The 17,720-nt window shown below is 69.7% G+C and carries 13 protein-coding genes and 1 tRNA gene; 8 read left to right on the top strand and 6 right to left on the bottom strand.

Annotated elements, in window-relative coordinates; translation table 11 throughout:
* Positions 1 to 354: 354 nt before the first annotated feature.
* The 5 genes from GTY47_RS00770 to GTY47_RS00750 all read left to right on the top strand — a co-directional run bounded on the left by GTY47_RS00770 (position 355) and on the right by GTY47_RS00750 (position 6,064).
* Positions 355 to 1,584: a branched-chain amino acid ABC transporter substrate-binding protein gene (locus GTY47_RS00770; RefSeq protein ID WP_010039525.1), complete on the top strand. Its 1,230-nt coding sequence runs from the start codon at positions 355 to 357 to the stop codon at positions 1,582 to 1,584.
* A gap of 140 nt (positions 1,585 to 1,724) precedes the next feature.
* A complete protein-coding gene (locus GTY47_RS00765; protein ID WP_010039523.1) occupies positions 1,725 to 2,654 on the top strand; it encodes a branched-chain amino acid ABC transporter permease in 930 nt (309 codons plus the stop codon).
* A gap of 4 nt (positions 2,655 to 2,658) precedes the next feature.
* A complete protein-coding gene (locus GTY47_RS00760; RefSeq protein WP_010039521.1) occupies positions 2,659 to 4,470 on the top strand; it encodes a branched-chain amino acid ABC transporter permease in 1,812 nt (603 codons plus the stop codon).
* A gap of 5 nt (positions 4,471 to 4,475) precedes the next feature.
* A complete protein-coding gene (locus tag GTY47_RS00755; RefSeq protein WP_029181140.1) occupies positions 4,476 to 5,351 on the top strand; it encodes an ABC transporter ATP-binding protein in 876 nt (291 codons plus the stop codon).
* Positions 5,348 to 6,064 (top strand): ABC transporter ATP-binding protein, encoded by a 717-nt coding sequence (locus tag GTY47_RS00750; protein ID WP_010039517.1) that lies wholly within the window; start codon positions 5,348 to 5,350, stop codon positions 6,062 to 6,064. Before GTY47_RS00755 ends, GTY47_RS00750 begins: the two co-directional genes overlap by 4 nt.
* 61 nt (positions 6,065 to 6,125) lie before the next feature.
* Here the strand turns inward: GTY47_RS00750 and GTY47_RS00745 are convergent, their stop codons facing one another.
* Complete coding sequence (locus tag GTY47_RS00745) at positions 6,126 to 6,782, bottom strand: response regulator (protein ID WP_010039515.1); 657 nt, start codon at positions 6,780 to 6,782, stop codon at positions 6,126 to 6,128.
* Between the two features lie 102 nt (positions 6,783 to 6,884).
* Between GTY47_RS00745 and GTY47_RS00740 the strand changes: the two genes are divergently transcribed.
* Positions 6,885 to 6,959, top strand: a tRNA-Leu gene (locus GTY47_RS00740).
* Between the two features lie 107 nt (positions 6,960 to 7,066).
* Positions 7,067 to 7,810 (top strand): helix-turn-helix domain containing protein, encoded by a 744-nt coding sequence (locus GTY47_RS00735; protein WP_010039513.1) that lies wholly within the window; start codon positions 7,067 to 7,069, stop codon positions 7,808 to 7,810.
* Here GTY47_RS00735 and pyk read toward each other — a convergent pair.
* Both pyk and GTY47_RS00725 read right to left on the bottom strand, forming a co-directional pair.
* A complete protein-coding gene (pyk, locus tag GTY47_RS00730; RefSeq protein ID WP_010039511.1) occupies positions 7,779 to 9,251 on the bottom strand; it encodes a pyruvate kinase in 1,473 nt (490 codons plus the stop codon). The genes GTY47_RS00735 and pyk overlap by 32 nt on opposite strands.
* A gap of 151 nt (positions 9,252 to 9,402) precedes the next feature.
* Positions 9,403 to 10,122 carry an SIMPL domain-containing protein gene (locus GTY47_RS00725; protein ID WP_010039509.1) on the bottom strand — a complete coding sequence of 240 codons (720 nt, stop codon included), beginning with the start codon at positions 10,120 to 10,122 and terminating at the stop codon, positions 9,403 to 9,405.
* A 163-nt stretch (positions 10,123 to 10,285) separates the two neighbouring features.
* Here GTY47_RS00725 and GTY47_RS00720 point away from each other — a divergent pair, with 163 nt between their 5' ends.
* Positions 10,286 to 12,091, top strand: a complete 1,806-nt coding sequence (locus GTY47_RS00720) for a 5'-nucleotidase C-terminal domain-containing protein (RefSeq protein WP_010039508.1) — start codon at positions 10,286 to 10,288, stop codon at positions 12,089 to 12,091.
* A gap of 13 nt (positions 12,092 to 12,104) precedes the next feature.
* Here GTY47_RS00720 and GTY47_RS00715 read toward each other — a convergent pair whose 3' ends face one another.
* The 3 genes from GTY47_RS00715 to pepN all read right to left on the bottom strand — a co-directional run bounded on the left by GTY47_RS00715 (position 12,105) and on the right by pepN (position 17,664).
* A complete protein-coding gene (locus GTY47_RS00715) occupies positions 12,105 to 13,568 on the bottom strand; it encodes a SidA/IucD/PvdA family monooxygenase (RefSeq protein ID WP_010039506.1) in 1,464 nt (487 codons plus the stop codon).
* Complete coding sequence (locus GTY47_RS00710; RefSeq protein ID WP_010039504.1) at positions 13,565 to 14,971, bottom strand: aminotransferase class V-fold PLP-dependent enzyme; 1,407 nt, start codon at positions 14,969 to 14,971, stop codon at positions 13,565 to 13,567. Before GTY47_RS00710 ends, GTY47_RS00715 begins: the two co-directional genes overlap by 4 nt.
* A gap of 197 nt (positions 14,972 to 15,168) precedes the next feature.
* Positions 15,169 to 17,664 (bottom strand): aminopeptidase N, encoded by a 2,496-nt coding sequence (pepN, locus tag GTY47_RS00705; protein WP_010039502.1) that lies wholly within the window; start codon positions 17,662 to 17,664, stop codon positions 15,169 to 15,171.
* Between the last annotated feature and the right edge of the window lie 56 nt (positions 17,665 to 17,720).

Below are 17,720 nucleotides of genomic sequence, written 5' to 3'. Positions count from 1 at the left end.
AGTTTCATCCTCGGCCGCGCCTCCTCCGGGGACCTTTCCCATCCGGCCCGCGCCGCCTGTGCCCCGGCAACCACCACGACCCCAGCCGCGGCCAACCGGAAGTGCACGTTCTCAGAATGCGGACTTCGGAGAAAGCCCATCAAACCCGCCGAGAGGGTCCTCCACCGAAGCCGGGCATCCATCACGTCATAACAAGAAAGTCACAAGCCGCCCCACGCCGCTGACCCTGCCTCCACACCGGGCTTAGAGTCACGGCCAGTCACCGCTCCATCGGGAGTTCGGTACCAGCGCGGCACTCACCCCCCGACCAGGGCGGGCCTGCCTGTGAAAGGACTGATCGTGCGACAGCGTTCCTTGGTGATTCTTACCTCCGTTCTTACGACCGGAGCTCTGACTCTCACCGCCTGCGGCTCCCGAGACGACAGCGGTGACAAGAGCGGAGACAGCGGCGCCGCCACCACACTGACCATCGGCGTGGACGCGCCCCTGTCCGGTGAGAACTCCACCACCGGCCTCGGCATCCAGTACGGCGCTCAGATCGCCGTCGACGACGCCAACAAGAACAACTGGGTCCCGGGCGTGAAATTCAAGCTCAAGGCCCTGGACGACAAGGCACAGCCCGCCACCGGCCAGTCCAACGCCACCAGCCTCACCGGCGACAAGACCGCCGTCGGCGCCGTCGGCCCGCTGAACTCCGGCGTCGCCCAGACGATGCAGCAGGTCTTCGCCTCGGCCAACATGGTCCAGATCTCCCCCGCGAACACCGCCCCCGAGCTGACCCAGGGCAAGAACTGGCAGACGGACAAGAAGCGTCCGTTCAAGACGTACTTCCGTACCGCCACCACCGACGAACTCCAGGGCAGCTTCGCGGCCGGCTACGCGTACAACGGCCTCAAGAAGAAGAAGGCCTTCGTCGTCGACGACAAGCAGACCTACGGCGCCGGCCTCGCGAAGATCTTCAACGAGCAGTTCAAGAAGCTCGGCGGCAAGGTCGTGGGCACCGACCACGTCAACACCGGCGACAAGGACTTCGGCTCCCTCGTCACGAAGATCAAGAACTCCGGTGCCGACCTGCTGTACTACGGCGGCCAGTACGACGAGTCCGCGCTGATCACCAAGCAGCTCAAGGACGCCGGCGTCAAGATCCCGCTGTTCGGCGGCGACGGCATGTTCGCCTCCACCTACATCGAGGCCGCCGGCAAGGCCTCCGAGGGCGACCTCGCCACCGCCATCGGCGTCCCCGCCGACACCCTGCCCGCCGCCAAGACGTTCATCCAGACGTACAAGGACAAGGGTTACAAGGGCGACTACGGCGCCTACGGCGCTTACGCCTACGACGCCACCACGGCCATCATCAAGGCCGTCAAGGCCGCGGCCGACGCCAACGGCGGCAAGGTGCCCACCGACATCAACGACCTGCGCTCCAAGGTCGTCGACGGAGTCCAGAAGTCCGACTTCGAAGGCCTCACCGGCAAGATCTCCTTCGACCAGTACGGCGACACCACCAACAAGCAGCTGACGGTGTACCAGGTCGAGAAGGGTGCCTGGAAGGACGTCGAGACGGGCACGGCCGACCTGAAGTAGTCCGGCCCGCCACAACGCCGCACCCACGGGCCGCGCGGGAGGAGGACCCCGACCGCGCGGCCCGTTTTCACACCCCCACACAGCACGCGACCACGCACGCATCCAGTGCACACGACCACCAGCGACATGGAGGCCATGCGGTGAACACCCTGCCGCAGCAGCTGGCCAACGGGCTGCTTCTAGGCTCGATGTACGGGCTGATCGCCATCGGCTACACGATGGTGTACGGCATCGTCCAGCTCATCAACTTCGCGCACGGCGAGATCTTCATGACCGGCGCGTTCGGCGCCCTCACGGTCTACTTCTACATCCTCCCCGACGGCACCTCGATGGTCCTCGCCGTACCTCTGATGCTCCTCGGCGGCGCCCTCGTGGCCATCCTCATCGCCGTGGGGGCGGAACGGTTCGCCTACCGGCCACTGCGCGGAGCACCACGCCTGGCACCCCTCATCACCGCCATCGGCCTCTCCCTGGCCCTCCAGGAGGTCGTCCGCAACTTCTACCCCGGCGCCGACCGCGCCCGCGCCTTCCCGGGCCTCGACGCCACCCACGACATCGGCTCCGTCACCATCAAGGACGCCGACATCTTCCTCATCCTGGCCGCCGTCCTCTGCATGGCCGCCCTCGCCCTCTTCGTGCGCCGCAGCCGCACCGGCCGCGCCATGCAGGCCACCGCGCAGGACCCCGACACCGCGCAGCTGATGGGCATCGACACCAACCGCATCATCGTCATCGCCTTCGCCATCGGCGGCTTCTTCGCCGCCGTCGCGGCCGTCGCCTACGGACTCAAGTACGGCAACGTCGACTACCGCATGGGCTTCCTCATGGGCCTCAAGGCGTTCACCGCGGCCGTCCTCGGCGGCATCGGCAACATCTACGGCGCCATGCTCGGCGGCGTCGTCCTCGGCATCGCCGAGACCCTCGCCTCCGCCTACATCGACGAGATCCCCGGCATGTCGCAGCTCGGCGGCCAGAGCTGGGCCAACGTGTGGGCCTTCTGCCTCCTCATCCTCGTGCTCCTGTTCCGGCCACAGGGCCTGCTCGGCGAGCGCGTCGCGGACAGGGCGTGATCACATGACCGAGACGACCAAGACCCCCGCCCCGGACGCCGTCCCCGCCCCGCCCGCGCTGCGCGGACTCATACCGCTGCCCGCGCCGGCCGCCCGCGCCCTCCTGCTCGCCGGCGGCATCGCCACCGCGGCCTCCGCGTTCCTCGCCTGGACCTGGACCGACGAGTTCCCCGGCGACCTCACCATCAACGGCTACCCCGGCGGCCTTCAGTGGCTCACCTTCACCGCCGGCGTCCTCACCGCCCTGTTCGCCCTCGCCTCGTACGGCATCCGCGGCCTGGGCTGGCTGCTGCCCGCCCGCAACAACGCACCGCTCGTCCTCACCGCCCTCGGCGGCTTCGCCGTCACCTGGTTCACGGTCATCGCCATCAGCGCCGAACTCGGCGGCGTCGTCAACCTCGAACCCGGCGGCTGGATCGCGGCCATCGCCTCCCTCCTGCCCGTCCTCGGCGCCTTCGCCCTCCCCCAGGAGCGCACCGGCACCGACGGCACCAAGGAAGCCCTCAAGGCCTACATCGCCAAGCCCGACCACATCACCGCCGCCCAGGCCACCGCGCCCTGGATCCAGCGGGCCCTGATCACCGTGGTCACCATCATCGGCCTGGGCGTCTTCACCTACGGCATCGACACCGAGTACGGCGAACTCTTCGTCGGCTACCTCTTCGTCGTCGTCTTCGCCATGTGGGCCCTGCACACCGCCGGTCTCCTCGACCGCTTCTCCGCACTGGTCGCGGCCAACCGCAGCTTCACCCTCGCCATGGGCTTCGCCGCGGCCATCGCCTTCCCCTTCACCCAGACCGACGACCACTACGCCAACATCGGCGTCAACATCCTGATCTTCGGGACGGTCGCCCTCGGCCTGAACATCGTCGTCGGCCTCGCCGGCCTCCTCGACCTCGGATACGTCGCCTTCCTCGGCGTCGGCGCCTACACCGCCGCCCTCGTCTCCGGCTCCGAGTTCTCCACCATCTCCGGCGTCCACCTGCCCTTCTGGGCCTCCGCCCTGGCCGGCGCCGCAGCCTCCCTCGTCTTCGGCGTCCTCATCGGCGCCCCGACCCTGCGGCTGCGCGGCGACTACCTCGCCATCGTCACCCTCGGCTTCGGAGAGATCTTCCGCATCGCCGTCAACAACATGGACGGCGACTCCGGACCCGACGTCACCAACGGCCCCAACGGCATCGCCAACATCCCCGACCTGAACCTCCTCGGGTTCGACTTCGGCCAGGCCCACGACATCGGCGGATTCACCCTCGGCCGGTTCGCCAACTACTACCTGCTGATGGTCCTCATCATGGCCATCGTCGTCCTCGTCTACACCCGCGCCGCCGACTCCCGCATCGGCCGCTCCTGGATCGCCATCCGCGAGGACGAGACCGCCGCCACCGCCATGGGCATCAACGGCTTCCGCGTCAAGCTCGTCGCCTTCGCCCTCGGCGCCGCCCTCGCCGGCCTCGCCGGCACCGTCAGCGCCCACGTCACCTACAGCGTGGTCCCCACGCCGTACCAGTTCGCCGGCTCCACCCCACCCAACTCCGCGTTCCTCCTGGCCGCGGTCGTCCTCGGCGGCATGGGCACGGTCGCGGGCCCGCTCCTCGGCGCGGCCCTGCTCTACCTGCTCCCCGAAAAGCTGGTGTTCCTCCAGGACAAGTCGCTCCTCGCCTTCGGCATCGCGCTCATCCTGCTGATGCGCTTCCGTCCCGAAGGCATCATCGCCAACCGCCGGCGCCAGCTCGAATTCCACGAGACCGGCCAACTCGACGTACCCAAACAGACCACGCTGACCGACGAACCGGCCGTCACCAAGGCGGGGGCGTAACCATCATGACCACACCTGTACTCGAAGCACGCGACGTCACGATGCGCTTCGGCGGCCTCACCGCCGTCCGCTCCGTCGACTTCACGGTCAACTCCGGCGAGATCGTCGGGCTGATCGGCCCCAACGGCGCCGGCAAGACGACGTTCTTCAACTGCCTGACCGGCCTCTACGTCCCGACGGAGGGCACGGTCTCCTACAAGGGCACCGTCCTGCCGCCCAAGCCCCACCTGGTCACCCAGGCCGGCATCGCCCGGACCTTCCAGAACATCCGCCTGTTCGCCAACATGACGGTCCTGGAGAACGTCCTCGTCGGCCGCCACACGCGGACGAAGGAGGGGCTGTGGTCGGCCCTCCTGCGCGGCCCCGGCTTCAAGAAGGCCGAACGCGCCAGCGAGGAACGCGCCATGGAACTCCTCCAGTTCATCGGCCTCGACCACAAGCGCGACCACCTGGCACGCAACCTCCCCTACGGCGAACAGCGCAAGCTGGAGATCGCCCGGGCGCTGGCCAGCGAACCCGGCCTGCTCCTGCTCGACGAGCCGACGGCGGGCATGAACCCCCAGGAGACGCGGGCGACCGAGGAACTCGTCTTCGCCATCCGCGACAAGGGCGTCGCCGTCCTCCTCATCGAGCACGACATGCGCTTCGTCTTCAACCTCTGCGACCGCGTCGCCGTCCTCGTCCAGGGCGAGAAGCTCGTCGAGGGCACCTCCGAAGTCGTCCAGGCCGACGAGCGCGTCATCGCCGCCTACCTGGGAGAGCCGTTCGAAGGCGACCCCGGGCAGGCCGAAGCCGCGGAGGTCGAAGCAGCCGAGGCCGCGGCCGAAGCCGCCGCCGACGCGCCCAGCACCGCCAGCAGCACCAAGGGAGAAGCCAAGTGACCGCACTCCTCGAAGTCGAGGACCTCCGGGTCTCCTACGGCAAGATCGAAGCCGTCAAAGGCATCTCCTTCAGCGTCGAGGCCGGCCAGGTCGTCACCCTCATCGGCACCAACGGCGCCGGCAAGACGACCACCCTGCGCACCCTCTCGGGCCTCCTGAAGCCCACCTCCGGGAAGATCATCTTCGACGGCAAGCCCCTGACCGGCGTCGCCGCCCACAAGATCGTCGCCCTCGGCCTCGCCCACTCCCCCGAAGGCCGGCACATCTTCCCCCGCCTCACCATCGCGGAGAACCTCCAGCTCGGCGCGTTCCTCCGCAAGGACAAGGACGGCATCGAGAAGGACATCCAGCGCGCCTACGACCTCTTCCCCATCCTCGGGGAACGCAGGAAGCAGGCCGCCGGAACCCTCTCCGGCGGCGAACAGCAGATGCTCGCCATGGGCCGCGCCCTGATGTCCCGGCCCAAGCTCCTCATGCTCGACGAGCCCTCCATGGGCCTCTCCCCGATCATGATGCAGAAGATCATGGCGACGATCTCGGAGCTGAAGTCCCAGGGCACGACCATCCTGCTCGTCGAACAGAACGCCCAGGCGGCGCTCTCGCTCGCCGATCAGGGCCACGTCATGGAGGTCGGCAACGTCGTCCTCTCCGGGACGGGGCAGGACCTGCTGCACGACGAGTCGGTGCGCAAGGCGTACCTGGGCGAGGACTGAGGTCCGGCCCGCACACAAAAGAGGCCCGCCCCCTTCTAAGGGGGCGGGCCTCGCTCGGCTCTCAGCCCTTGTTGGCCTTCTTCTCCTCGGCGTCCTGGATGACGGCCTCCGCGACCTGCTGCATCGACATCCGCCGGTCCATCGACGTCTTCTGGATCCACCGGAACGCGGCGGGCTCGGTCAGCCCGTACTCGGTCTGGAGGATGGACTTGGCCCGGTCCACGAGCTTGCGCGTCTCCAGCCGCAGCGTGAGGTCGGCGACCTCCTTCTCCAGCTCCTTCAGCTCCGTGAAACGCGAGACGGCCATCTCGATCGCCGGGACGACGTCGGTCTTGCTGAACGGCTTCACCAGATAGGCCATGGCACCGGCGTCCCGGGCCCGCTCCACGAGGTCGCGCTGCGAGAAGGCGGTCAGCATCAGCACCGGCGCGATGCTCTCCTCGGCGATCTTCTCGGCCGCGGAGATACCGTCCAGCTTCGGCATCTTCACGTCCAGGATCACCAGATCGGGCCGGTGCTCACGGGCCAGCTCCACGGCCTGCTCCCCGTCCCCGGCCTCACCGACGACGGTGTACCCCTCCTCCTCCAGCATCTCTTTGAGATCGAGCCGGATCAGGGCCTCGTCCTCGGCGATGACGACCCGCGTCGTCATCGGAGGCACGTGCGACTTGTCGTCTTCAGGCACGTCAACAGGCTGGGGCGACTCGGGGGCGCTCACGTGGGCTCCTTGGTAGGGGCAGGCCGGTACTGCTCCCAAGAGCGTACCTAGCTGCGGTATGGTGGTCAGGCGGAGGGTCGAGGTCAACCTTCGATTCACCGGGCCCCGGTAGCCCAATTGGCAGCAGGCAATGGATTCAAAACCCATACAGTGTCGGTTCGAGTCCGACCCGGGGCACTTTTCCTTCATTTCCAAGGTCACGGTTCACAAGTGGATGTCCACGTTCTCGTGAACCTCGACTTCTTTCTGCGTGTCGTCGTTATCACCGTCCCACAGTGGGCCCTATGTACGACGTCAGCACACGCAAGCGAACGCTCGGCTTGGTGGCCCAGGGCCGCAGCCTGAGTTCGGTGAGCCTGGAGACGGGTATTTCACGCGCTGCGATCCGCTCCTGGCAGAACCGCCTCGAGCCGCTGCCCCGAATCGCGCCCCAAGAGCCGGGGCCGCCCGCCGATGAGTGCGCGTACGCCTACTTACTGGGCCTCTATCTCGGGGATGGCTGCATCAGCGGCCACCCCCGCACCGGCTACTACCTGAGAATCGCGTGCGCGAACTCATGGCCTGGTCTGATCGACGCCTGCGAGATCGCCATGCGTGCCGTGAATCCGACCGGGCGTTCCTATCGCACTCAGGCGCAGGGCTACGTCTCCGTGGTCGGTTACAGCAGACATTGGCCCCGCCTCTTCCCCCAGCACGGCCCCGGCAAGAAGCATGAACGACCCATCGTCCTCGCGCCCTGGCAACAGGCCATCGTCGAAGCCCACCCCTGGGCGTTCATCCGGGGTCTCATCCACTCCGACGGCTGCCGTATCACCAACTGGACGACTCGCACCGTTGCCGGCGAGCGGAAGCGCTACGAGTATCCGCGGTACTTCTTCACCAACGTCTCAGTCGACATCATGCGCCTGTTCACCAGAGCGCTCGACCAGGTGGGCGTCGACTGGAAGCAGGCGAACGCACGCAACATCTCCATCGCCCGCAAAGCCTCCGTAGCCCTCATGGACGACCACGTGGGGCCCAAGTACTGACGCCCTGCTTCGGGCTGTCGTCCTCGCCGATGTGGTGGACGCGGACCAGGTTCGTCGAGCCGGAGACCCCGGGGGGAGAGCCGGCCGTGATGACGACCGTGTCGCCCTTTTGGCAGCGGCCGTAGCGCAGCAGGAGTTCGTCCACCTGGTCGACCATCGCGTCCGTGGAGTCCACGCAGGGGCCGAGGAAGGTCTCGACGCCCCAGGTCAGGCTGAGCTGGGAGCGGGTGGCCTGGTCGGGGGTGAAGGCGAGGAGGGGGATCGGGGAGCGGTAGCGGGAGAGGCGGCGGGCCGTGTCGCCGGACTGGGTGAAGGCGACGAGGAAGCGGGCGCCGAGGAAGTCGCCCATTTCGGCGGCGGCCCGGGCCACCGCGCCGCCCTGGGTGCGGGGCTTGTTGCGTTCCGTGAGCGGCGGGAGGCCCTTGGCCAGGATGTCTTCCTCCGCCGCTTCGACGATGCGGGCCATGGTGCGGACGGTTTCGACGGCGTGTTTGCCGACGCTCGTCTCGCCGGAGAGCATGACGGCATCCGTGCCGTCGATGACGGCGTTGGCGACGTCCGAGGCCTCGGCTCGCGTCGGGCGGGCGTTGTCGATCATCGAGTCGAGCATCTGGGTCGCCACGATCACCGGTTTGGCGTTGCGCTTCGCCAGTTTGATCGCGCGCTTCTGGACGATCGGGACTTGTTCGAGTGGCATTTCGACGCCGAGGTCTCCGCGGGCGACCATGATGCCGTCGAACGCGGCGACGATGTCGTCGATGTTGTCGACGGCCTGGGGTTTTTCGACTTTGGCGATGACGGGGAGGCGGCGGCCTTCCTCGTCCATGATGCGGTGGACGTCCTGGATGTCGCGGCCGGTGCGGACGAAGGAGAGGGCGATGACGTCGAAGCCCGTGCGCAGGGCCCACCGGAGGTCGTCCTCGTCCTTTTTGGAGAGGGCGGGGACGGAGACGGCGACGCCGGGGAGGTTGAGGCCTTTGTGGTCGGAGATGACGCCGCCCTCGACGACCGTGGTGTGGACGCGGGGGCCGTCGACCTCGGTGACTTCGAGGCAGACCTTGCCGTCGTCGACGAGGATGCGTTCGCCGGTGGTGACGTCGTCGGTGAGGCCGGCGTAGGTGGTGCCGCAGGTGGCGCGGTCACCTTCGACGCCTTCTTCGACGGTGATGGTGAAGGTGTCGCCGCGTTCGAGGAGTACGGGGCCTTCGGTGAAGCGGCCGAGCCGGATTTTCGGGCCTTGAAGGTCGGCGAGGGCACCGACACTGCGGCCGGTCTCGTCGGCGGCCTTTCGCACCCGGTGGTAGCGCTCCTCGTGTTCGGCGTGTCCGCCGTGGCTGAGATTGAAGCGGGCTACGTCCATTCCGGCGTCGACCAGGGCTTTGATCTGGTCGTACGAATCGGTGGCGGGCCCCAGTGTGCAGACGATCTTTGCTCGGCGCATGGTCTGAGCCTATGAGTTACCGACTGGTAGAGAATTGGTCGTGAGTGACCACTCAACAGACTTTGCGTGAAACGTTATTGACAAGTGTTGAATTGTGCGGCGGGGTGCTCCGATGAGCACCCCGGGGGAATTCGGTCGGGTTTTCGGAATGCTAGAGCTCCGGCGGCACCATCGTGAAGCGGGCATTGATCTGGGCGTGGACCCGCTGGCGCTGGGGTTCGAGGTCGAGGGGGGCCGCCGGGGCGTTCTCGGCGGCACTGCCGTAGGCGGCCGAGCGGGCGCGGCCGGGGGCCTGCGGGTAGGGCGGCGGTGCGTTCTCGGCGCCGATGTCGGCGAGTTCGACCAGGGCGGAGAGGGTGGTGCCGAGTGCCTCGGCGTACTCGCGGGCGCGCTGGACGGCTTCCCGTACGGCCTTCTTGCGGGCTTCGCGGTGGGCGGGCGAGTCGGGGCGCAGGGCCCACCAGGGGCCGTCGACGCGGGTGAGTTCCAGGTCGGCGAGGCGGGTGGTGAGTTCGCCGAGGGCGGTGAAGTCGGTGAGCTCGGCGGTGACGTGGACGCTGCCGTGGTAGGTGCGGACGCGTTCGCCCCGGCCGTGCTTGGTGAGTTCGGGGGTGATGGAGAAGGCGCCGGTCTCCAGGCGTTCGACGGCGTCGCCGTAGGACTTGACGAGGTCGAGGACTCCGGCGTTGCGGCGGGTGAGGTCGTCGAGGGCGGAGCGGCGGTCGCGGCCGCGGGCGGCGACGGTGATGCCTATGCGGGCGATCTCGGGGTCGACTTCGAGGCGGGCCTCACCTCGGACGGCGATGCGGGGGGCGTCGGGTGTGCCGTAGGGGACGGCGGGCTGGGAGGCGTCTGACGTGGGCGCGGTCATACGCCCCACTCTGTCATGTCTTGGCTGGCCAACGGGGTGGGGCCGGTGAGCCGAGTCATCAGATCGCAACCTGCCGGGGCTGTTGCTTCTGGTCATGACCGGGTCAGAATCTACGCGCGTTATCTACGCGCGTCGTTCACAGATTCCGCGAGGAGAGCCAGACATGCCGTTGAACCGCCGGAAGTTCCTGGAGAAGTCCGCCGTGACCGGGGCGGGGGTGGCGCTGGCCGGTGCGGTCGGGGCGCCGGGTGCGCAGGCGGCCGAGGCGCACGGCGCCGGGCGGGGCGCGAAGCGCTACGCGTTCACCGTGCTGGGGACGACGGACCTGCACGGCAACGTCTTCAACTGGGACTACTTCACGGACAAGGAGTTCGACGACAAGGACCACAACGACGTCGGTCTGGCCAAGGTCTCGACCCTGGTGAACCGCGTCCGTGCGGAGAAGGGCCGCCGCAACACGCTGCTGATCGACGCGGGCGACACCATCCAGGGCACGCAGTTGTCGTACTACTACGCGAAGGTCGACCCGATCACGGCCGAGGGCGGCCCGGTGCACCCGATGGCGCAGGCCATGAACGCCATGGGCTACGACGCGGCGGCGCTCGGCAACCACGAGTTCAACTACGGCATCCCGGTGCTGCGGAAATTCCAGCAGCAGTGCCGTTTCCCGCTGCTGGGCGCGAACGCGCTGGACGCGAAGACGCTGCGGCCCGCCTTCCCGCCGTACAGCATGCACCGGCTGCGCACGCCGTTCGGGCGGGACGTGAAGGTGGCGGTGCTGGGTCTGACCAATCCGGGCATCGCGATCTGGGACAAGGCGAACGTGCAGGGGAAGATGACGTTCCCGGGGCTGGAGGAGCAGGCGGCGAAGTGGGTGCCGAAGCTGCGGTCGATGGGCGCGGACGTCGTCATCGTGTCGGCGCACAGCGGTTCGTCGGGGACGTCGTCCTACGGTGACCAGTTGCCGTACGTCGAGAACGCGGCCGGGCTGGTGGCCGAGCAGGTGCCGGGCATCGACGCGATCCTGGTCGGGCACGCGCACACGGAGATCCCCGAGTACTTCGTGACGAACAAGAAGACGGGCAAGCAGGTCGTGCTCTCGGAGCCGCTGAAGTGGGGGCAGCGGCTGACGCTCTTCGACTTCGAGCTGGTCTGGGAGAAGGGCTGCTGGAAGGTCGAGAAGGTGGGGGCGAAGGTCCTCAACTCCAACACGGTGGAGGAGGACCCGAAGATCACGAAGCTGCTCTCCGACGAGCACGAGAAGGTCGTGGCGTACGTCAACCAGGTCATCGGCACGAACGCGGCGGAGATGACGTCGGCCGAGGCGCCGTACAAGGACGTCCCGATCATCGATCTGATCAACCACATCCAGGCGGACACGGTGAAGCAGGCCCTGGCGGGCACGGAGCACGCCGCGCTGCCGGTGCTGTCGCAGGCGGCGTGCTTCTCGCGGTCCGCCCGGATCCCGTCGGGCGAGGTGACCATCCGGGACGTGGCGGGTCTGTACGTCTTCGAGAACACGCTGGAGGCGCGTCTGATGACGGGTGCGCAGATGAAGGCGTACCTGGAGTTCTCCGCGAACTACTACGTGCGGACGGCGCCGGACGCTCCGGTGGATCCGGCGAAGCTGACCAACGCGAACGGTACGCCGGACTACAACTACGACGTGGTGAGCGGGCTCTCGTACGAGATCGACATCGCGAAGCCGGCCGGTTCGCGGGTGACGGACGTGCGGTTCGAGGGGCAGCCGCTCGCGGACGACGCGAAGTTCGTGTTCGCGGTGAACAACTACCGGGCCAACGGCGGGGGCAACTTCCCGCATGTGGCCGCCGCCCCGGTGCTGTGGTCGAACTCGGAGGAGATCCGCAACACCATGATCTCCTGGGTGAAGGCGAAGGGGTCCATCGATCCGGCCGGGTTCGCGGCGGTGGACTGGAAGCTCACGCGGAACGGCACGCCGGTCTTCTGAGCCGCGGGCTTCGTCACCTCCGGTCGTCGACGAGCGGGGTCAGCGCCGGTGCCTCACGGGGCGGCGGGACCTGCTGCCGCTGTGTGAGGCCGAAGGTGGTGAAGGCGGTGCGGCGCGGGAGCCGGTACGTCTCCCTGCCCGTGAGGGAGTTGAGGATGACCGCGCTGCGCCAGGCGGCGAGGCCGAGGTCCGGGGTGCCGACGCCGTGCGTGTGGGTCTCGGCGTTCTGGACGTACACCGTGCCGGTGACGGCCGGGTCGAGGACGAGGCGGTAGTCCTCGTCGATGCGCGGCCGTTCCTGGCTGTCGCGGCGCATGTAGGGGTCGAGGCCGGCGAGGATCCCGTCGAGGGGGCGTTCGCGGTAGCCGGTGGCGAGGACGACGCCGTCGGTGGTGAGGCGGGAGCGGCTGTCCTGCCGGCCGTGCTCCAGGTGCAGTTCCACCTTGGTGGTCGCGACCCGGCCTGCGGTGCGGACCCGGACGCCGGGGGTGAGGACGGCGTCGGGCCAGCCGCCGTGCAGGGTGCGGCGGTACAGCTCGTCGTGGATGGCGGCGATGGTGGCGGCGTCGATGCCCTGGTGCAGCTGCCACTGCCCGGCGACGAGTCGGTCGCGGGCCGACTCGGGCAGGGCGTGGAAGTAGCGGGTGTGGTCGGGGGTGAAGTGTTCCAGGCCCAGCTTGGAGTACTCCATCGGCGCGAAGGCCTCGGTGCGGCCCAGCCAGTGGAGCTTCTCGCGCCCGGCGGGCCGGTTGCGGAGCAGATCGAGGAAGATCTCGGCGCCGGACTGTCCGATGCCCACGACGGTGACGTGCTCGGCGGCGAGCAGGGCCGCGCGGTGGTCGAGGTAGTCGGCGGCGTGCACCACGGGCACGCCGGGGGCCTCCACGAGGGGCTTGAGGGGGTTGGGGACGTGGGGTTCGGTGCCGATGCCGAGGACGACGTTCCGCGCGTAGGTACGGCCGAGGGCCTCGGCTTCTCCGTCGGCGTCGAGCTGGGTGAAGTCGACCTCGAACAGGTCGCGTTCGGGGTTCCAGCGGACGGCGTCGACCTGGTGGCCGAAGTGCAGCGCCGGGAGGTTCTCGCAGACCCAGCGGCAGTAGGCGTCGTACTCGGCGCGCTGGATGTGGAAGCGCTCGGCGAAGTAGAAGGGGAACAGGCGCTCGCGCGACCTGAGGTAGTTGAGGAAGGTCCAGGGGCTGGTGGGGTCGGCGAGGCTCACCAGGTCGGCGAGGAACGGCACCTGGATGGTCGCGCCCTCGATGAGCAGGCCCGAGTGCCAGCCGAAGGCGGGCTGCTGCTCGTAGAAGGCGGTGTCGAGTTCGCCGAGCGGGTGGGCGAGCGCGGCGAGGGACAGGTTGAACGGGCCGATGCCGATGCCGATCAGGTCGCGGGGTGCGTCCGGTTCGTGGTGCGGGTGCGGGGTGGTCCGGGTGGGGCTCGGCTCGTCGTGCGGCCGGGGACTCGGCACGGGGTTCATCGGGGGGTGTGTCCTTCCACGAGTGTCGCTCGCCGCGCCGCCACGAGGTGCAGCAGCGCGGCCAGGTCGGCGGGCCCGGTGACGGGATTGAGGAGGGTGACCTTCAGCCAGAGCCGGCCGTCGAGGCGGGCCCGGCCGAGGACGGCACGGCCGTCGGTGAGGAGCGCGCGGCGCACGGCGGCCACGGTGTCGTCGGTGGCGCCCGCGGGCCGGAACAGGACCGTGCTGAGGGCAGGGCGGGCGTGGAGTTCGAAGGCGGGGTGCTCGTCGACGAGGGCGGCGAACTCCCGGGCCCGGGCGCAGACCTGGTCGACGAGCGCGCCGAGGCCGCTGCGGCCGAGGGTCCTGAGGGTGACGGCGAGCTTGAGGACGTCGGGGCGGCGGGTGGTGCGCAGGGACCGGCCGAGCAGGTCCGGCAGGCCGGCCTCGGTGTCGTCGGCGGCGTTGAGGTAGTCGGCGCGGTGCCGCAGGGCGGTGAGGTCGCGGCGGTCCTTGACGGCGAGGAGGCCCGCGGCGACCGGCTGCCAGCCGAGTTTGTGCAGGTCGAGGGTGACGGTGTCGGCCGCGTCGAGCCCGGTGAGCCGGGCGCGGTGGCGGTCGCTGAAGAGGAGCCCTCCGCCGTAGGCGGCGTCGATGTGCAGCCGGGCGCCGTGGGCCGCGCAGCGGGCGGCGATCTCGGGCAGGGGGTCGATGAGTCCGGCGTCGGTGGTGCCGGCGGTGGCGGCGACGAGCAGCGGGCCGGCCAGGTGGGAGAGGGCCTCGTCGAGCGCGGCGGGGTGGAGGGTGCCGGCCGGGGCGGGTACCACCACGGGGTCGGGCAGTCCGAGCAGCCAGGCGGCGCGCGGCAGCGAGTGGTGGGCGTTGGCCCCGACCACGAGCCGCACCGAACCGCCGTGCGCCTCCCGGGCGAGGAGGAGGGCGAGCTGGTTGGACTCGGTGCCGCCGGTGGTGATCAGGGAGTCGGGGGCCGTGCCCGGGTCTCCCCCGGGCCCGTGGATCTCGGCGGCCAGCGCCCCCGCGACCAGTGTCTCCAGTTCCGATGCCGCCGGGGCCTGGTCCCAGGAGTCCAGGGACGGGTTGAGGGCCGAGGCCGCGAGGTCGGCGGCTGTGGCGAGGGCGAGGGGCGGGCAGTGGAGGTGGGCGGCGCACCGGGGGTGTGCCGGGTCGGCGGCGCCCTCGGCGAAGGCGCGGACCAGGGTGCGCAGGGCGTGCGGGTCGCCCTCGTCGGGCAGGGCCTCGCCGAGCGCCTCCCGCATCCGCGCCGCGACGACGTCCGGCCCGCCCGCGGGCAGGGGCCCGCCGCGCGCCCGGGCGCCCTCGTCCAGTGCTTCGAGCACGGTGTCGAGCAACGGCCGCAGGGCGCGGGGGCCTTCGGGTCCTGAGGCGAGGGGCGGCGTGCTCATGGGCTGTCCTCCGGGGGGCGGGGCGGGCGCGCCCGAATAGCCCAACGACCGGATGCCGGAGGAGGTGCTTCCGTACGGGGAAACTCGTACGGAACCGCCCGGCCCGGGCCTCGGATCCCAGGTCCTCAGGTCCGCAGGTCCTCAAGTCCTCCGCCCGGGCCGCCGACGGGCGACCGTCCGCGCCCCGGGGACCGGCCCTAGACCTCCTGGTCTCGGCGGACCCGCAGCGCCCTTGCCAGGTCGTCGAGTTGGTCGACGAGTTTGCGGCGCAGCGCCGGGATCGGTGCGGCGTCCCGCAGGCACTCCTGGCCGAGGCGGAGGTTCTCGGGGTCGACGGCGTCGGCGGGGAAGGCCCAGCGGCCGGCGGCTTCGGCGATGGCCGGCCCGCGTCGGTCGGCGAGGTCGACCGCGTCCGTGTAGTAGCGCGGCACGTACGCGCCTACCAGGTCGGCCTGTTCGGGCTGCCAGAAGCCCTGGGCGGTGGCGGTGAACAGGTAGTTGGACAGGTCGTCGGAGCCGAACATCGACTCCCAGGCGCGGGCCTTGGCCTCCGGGTCGGGCAGGGCGGCCCGGCAGCGGGCGGCGCCCTCCAGGCCGGTGGCGCTCGGGTCGCGTTCCAGTTCGGCGGCGATGGCGGCCTCGTCGGTGGCGCCGAGGACGGCGAGCCGGCCCAGGACGCGCCAGCGCAGCTCGGGGTCGAGCTCCGGGCCGCCGGGCACGGTGCCGTCGGCGAGCCAGGCGGCGATGGTGTCCGGGTGGGCGGCGACGTCGATGCGGTGCCGTACGGCGATCAGGCGCAGGCCGGGGTTGTCGCCGTCCTCGGTGCGGCGGATGAGGTCGCGGCACAGCTCGGAGAGCGTGGCGAGCGCGGCGGGCCGCTCCTCGGGCGTGACGTAGCGGTCGGTGATGTACGTGGACGCGAAGGCGAGCACGCCCTGGGCGATCGCGAGGTCGGTCTCCAGCGGGAGATGGGCCCGGGCGGTCTCCAGGTAGGCGGCGGGCGCCAGTTCGCCGTCGCGGACGGCGTCGCGCAGGGCGTTCCACACGACCGCGCGGGTGAGCGGTTCGGGCAGGCCGGACAGGTCCTTGCGGATGGTCTCGAAGGACTCGGGGTCGAAGCGGACCTTGGCGTAGCTGAGGTCGCCGTCGTTGAGGAGGAGCAGCGCGGGGCGCTTGCCGATGGGACGGGCGCCGGTCTGCGGCAGGTCCAGGTGGAGGCGTTCGCGCAGGACGAGCTGCCCGCCGTCGTCGCCGAGGTCCCGGTCGTACAGGCCGGCGGCGATGCGGTGCGGGCGGCTGCCCGTGCGGTCGACGGTGAGGGCGCAGGTGCCGTTCTCCCCGGGGGCGATGCTCGGGGTGAGGGTGTCGACGCCGGTGGTGCGCAGCCAGGCGTCGGCCCAGGCGTGGACGTCGCGTTCGGTGGCGCCGGCGAGGGAGTCGATGAAGTCGGCGAGGGTGGCGTTGCCGAACTTGTGGCGGGCGAAGTGGGTGTTGATGCCGGCCAGGAAGTCCTTCTCGCCGAGCCAGGCGACCAGCTGCCGCAGCGCCGAGGCGCCCTTGGCGTAGGAGATGCCGTCGAAGTTGAGCAGCGCGGCGGCGGTGTCGTCGACGGCCTCGGGGGCGACGGGGTGGGTGGAGGGGCGCTGGTCCGCGTCGTAGCCCCAGGCCTTGCGGTTGACGCCGAAGTCGGTCCAGGTGTCGGTGAAGCGGGTTGCCTCGGTGAGGGTCTGGTAGCCCATGTACTCGGCGAAGGACTCGTTCAGCCAGATGTCGTCCCACCACTTGAGGGTGACGAGGTCGCCGAACCACATGTGGGCCATCTCGTGGGCGACGACCATGGCGCGGGTCTGCCGCTCGGTGTCGGTGACGGCGGAGCGGTAGACGAACTCGTCGCGGAAGGTGACCAGACCGGGGTTCTCCATGGCGCCCGCGTTGAACTCGGGGACGAAGGCCTGGTCGTAGGAGTCGAAGGGGTAGGGCTCGTCGAACTTCTCGTGGTACCGGTCGAAGCACGCGCGCGTGACGTCGAGGAGCTCGTCGGCGTCCGTGTCCAGGTAGGGGGCGAGGGAGCGGCGGCAGTGCAGGCCGAAGGGCAGGCCGCGGTGCTCGGCGCGCACGGAGTGCCAGGGGCCGGCGGCGACGGCGACGAGGTAGGTGGAGATCAGCGGGGTGGCGGCGGCCTTCCAGAGGCCGTCGCCGGTGTGCTCGGTGACGCCGTTGGCGAGGACGGTCCAGCCTTCCGGGGCCTGCACCGACAGCTCGAAGACGGCCTTGAGGTCGGGCTGGTCGAAGGCGGCGAAGACGCGCTGGACGTCCTCCATGAACAGCTGGGTGTAGACGTAGGTCTCGCCGTCGGTGGGGTCGGTGAAGCGGTGCATGCCCTCGCCGGTGCGGGAGTAGCGCATGTGCGCGTGCACGCGCAGTTCGTGTTCGCCGGCGGTGAGGTTCTTCAGGGGCAGCCGGTTGCCGTCGAGGGCTTCCGGGTCCAGAGGTTGTCCGTCGAGGGTGACGGAGCGCAGCTCGGCGGGCTTGACCTCGACGAAGGTGTCCCCGTGCGCGCGGGCGCTGAACCTGATCAGGGTGCGGGAGTCGAAGGTCTCGTCCCCGGTGGTCAGGTCGAGTTCGATCGTGTAGCGGTGGACGTCGAGGAGCCCTGCTCGGGTCTGCGCTTCGTCGCGCGTCAGTACGGACATGCAGGACATGCTGCCTGATGGCACTGGCATGGCACAGAGGCGGATCGGTACGCGCC

It is taken from the genome of Streptomyces sp. SID5464 (genome assembly GCF_009862985.1).
In the GTDB taxonomy this organism is placed as follows: Bacteria; Actinomycetota; Actinomycetes; order Streptomycetales; family Streptomycetaceae; genus Streptomyces; species Streptomyces chartreusis_D.
Note: the sequence above shows the minus strand (reverse complement) of the source record. Positions and strands in the feature narration are given on the sequence as shown.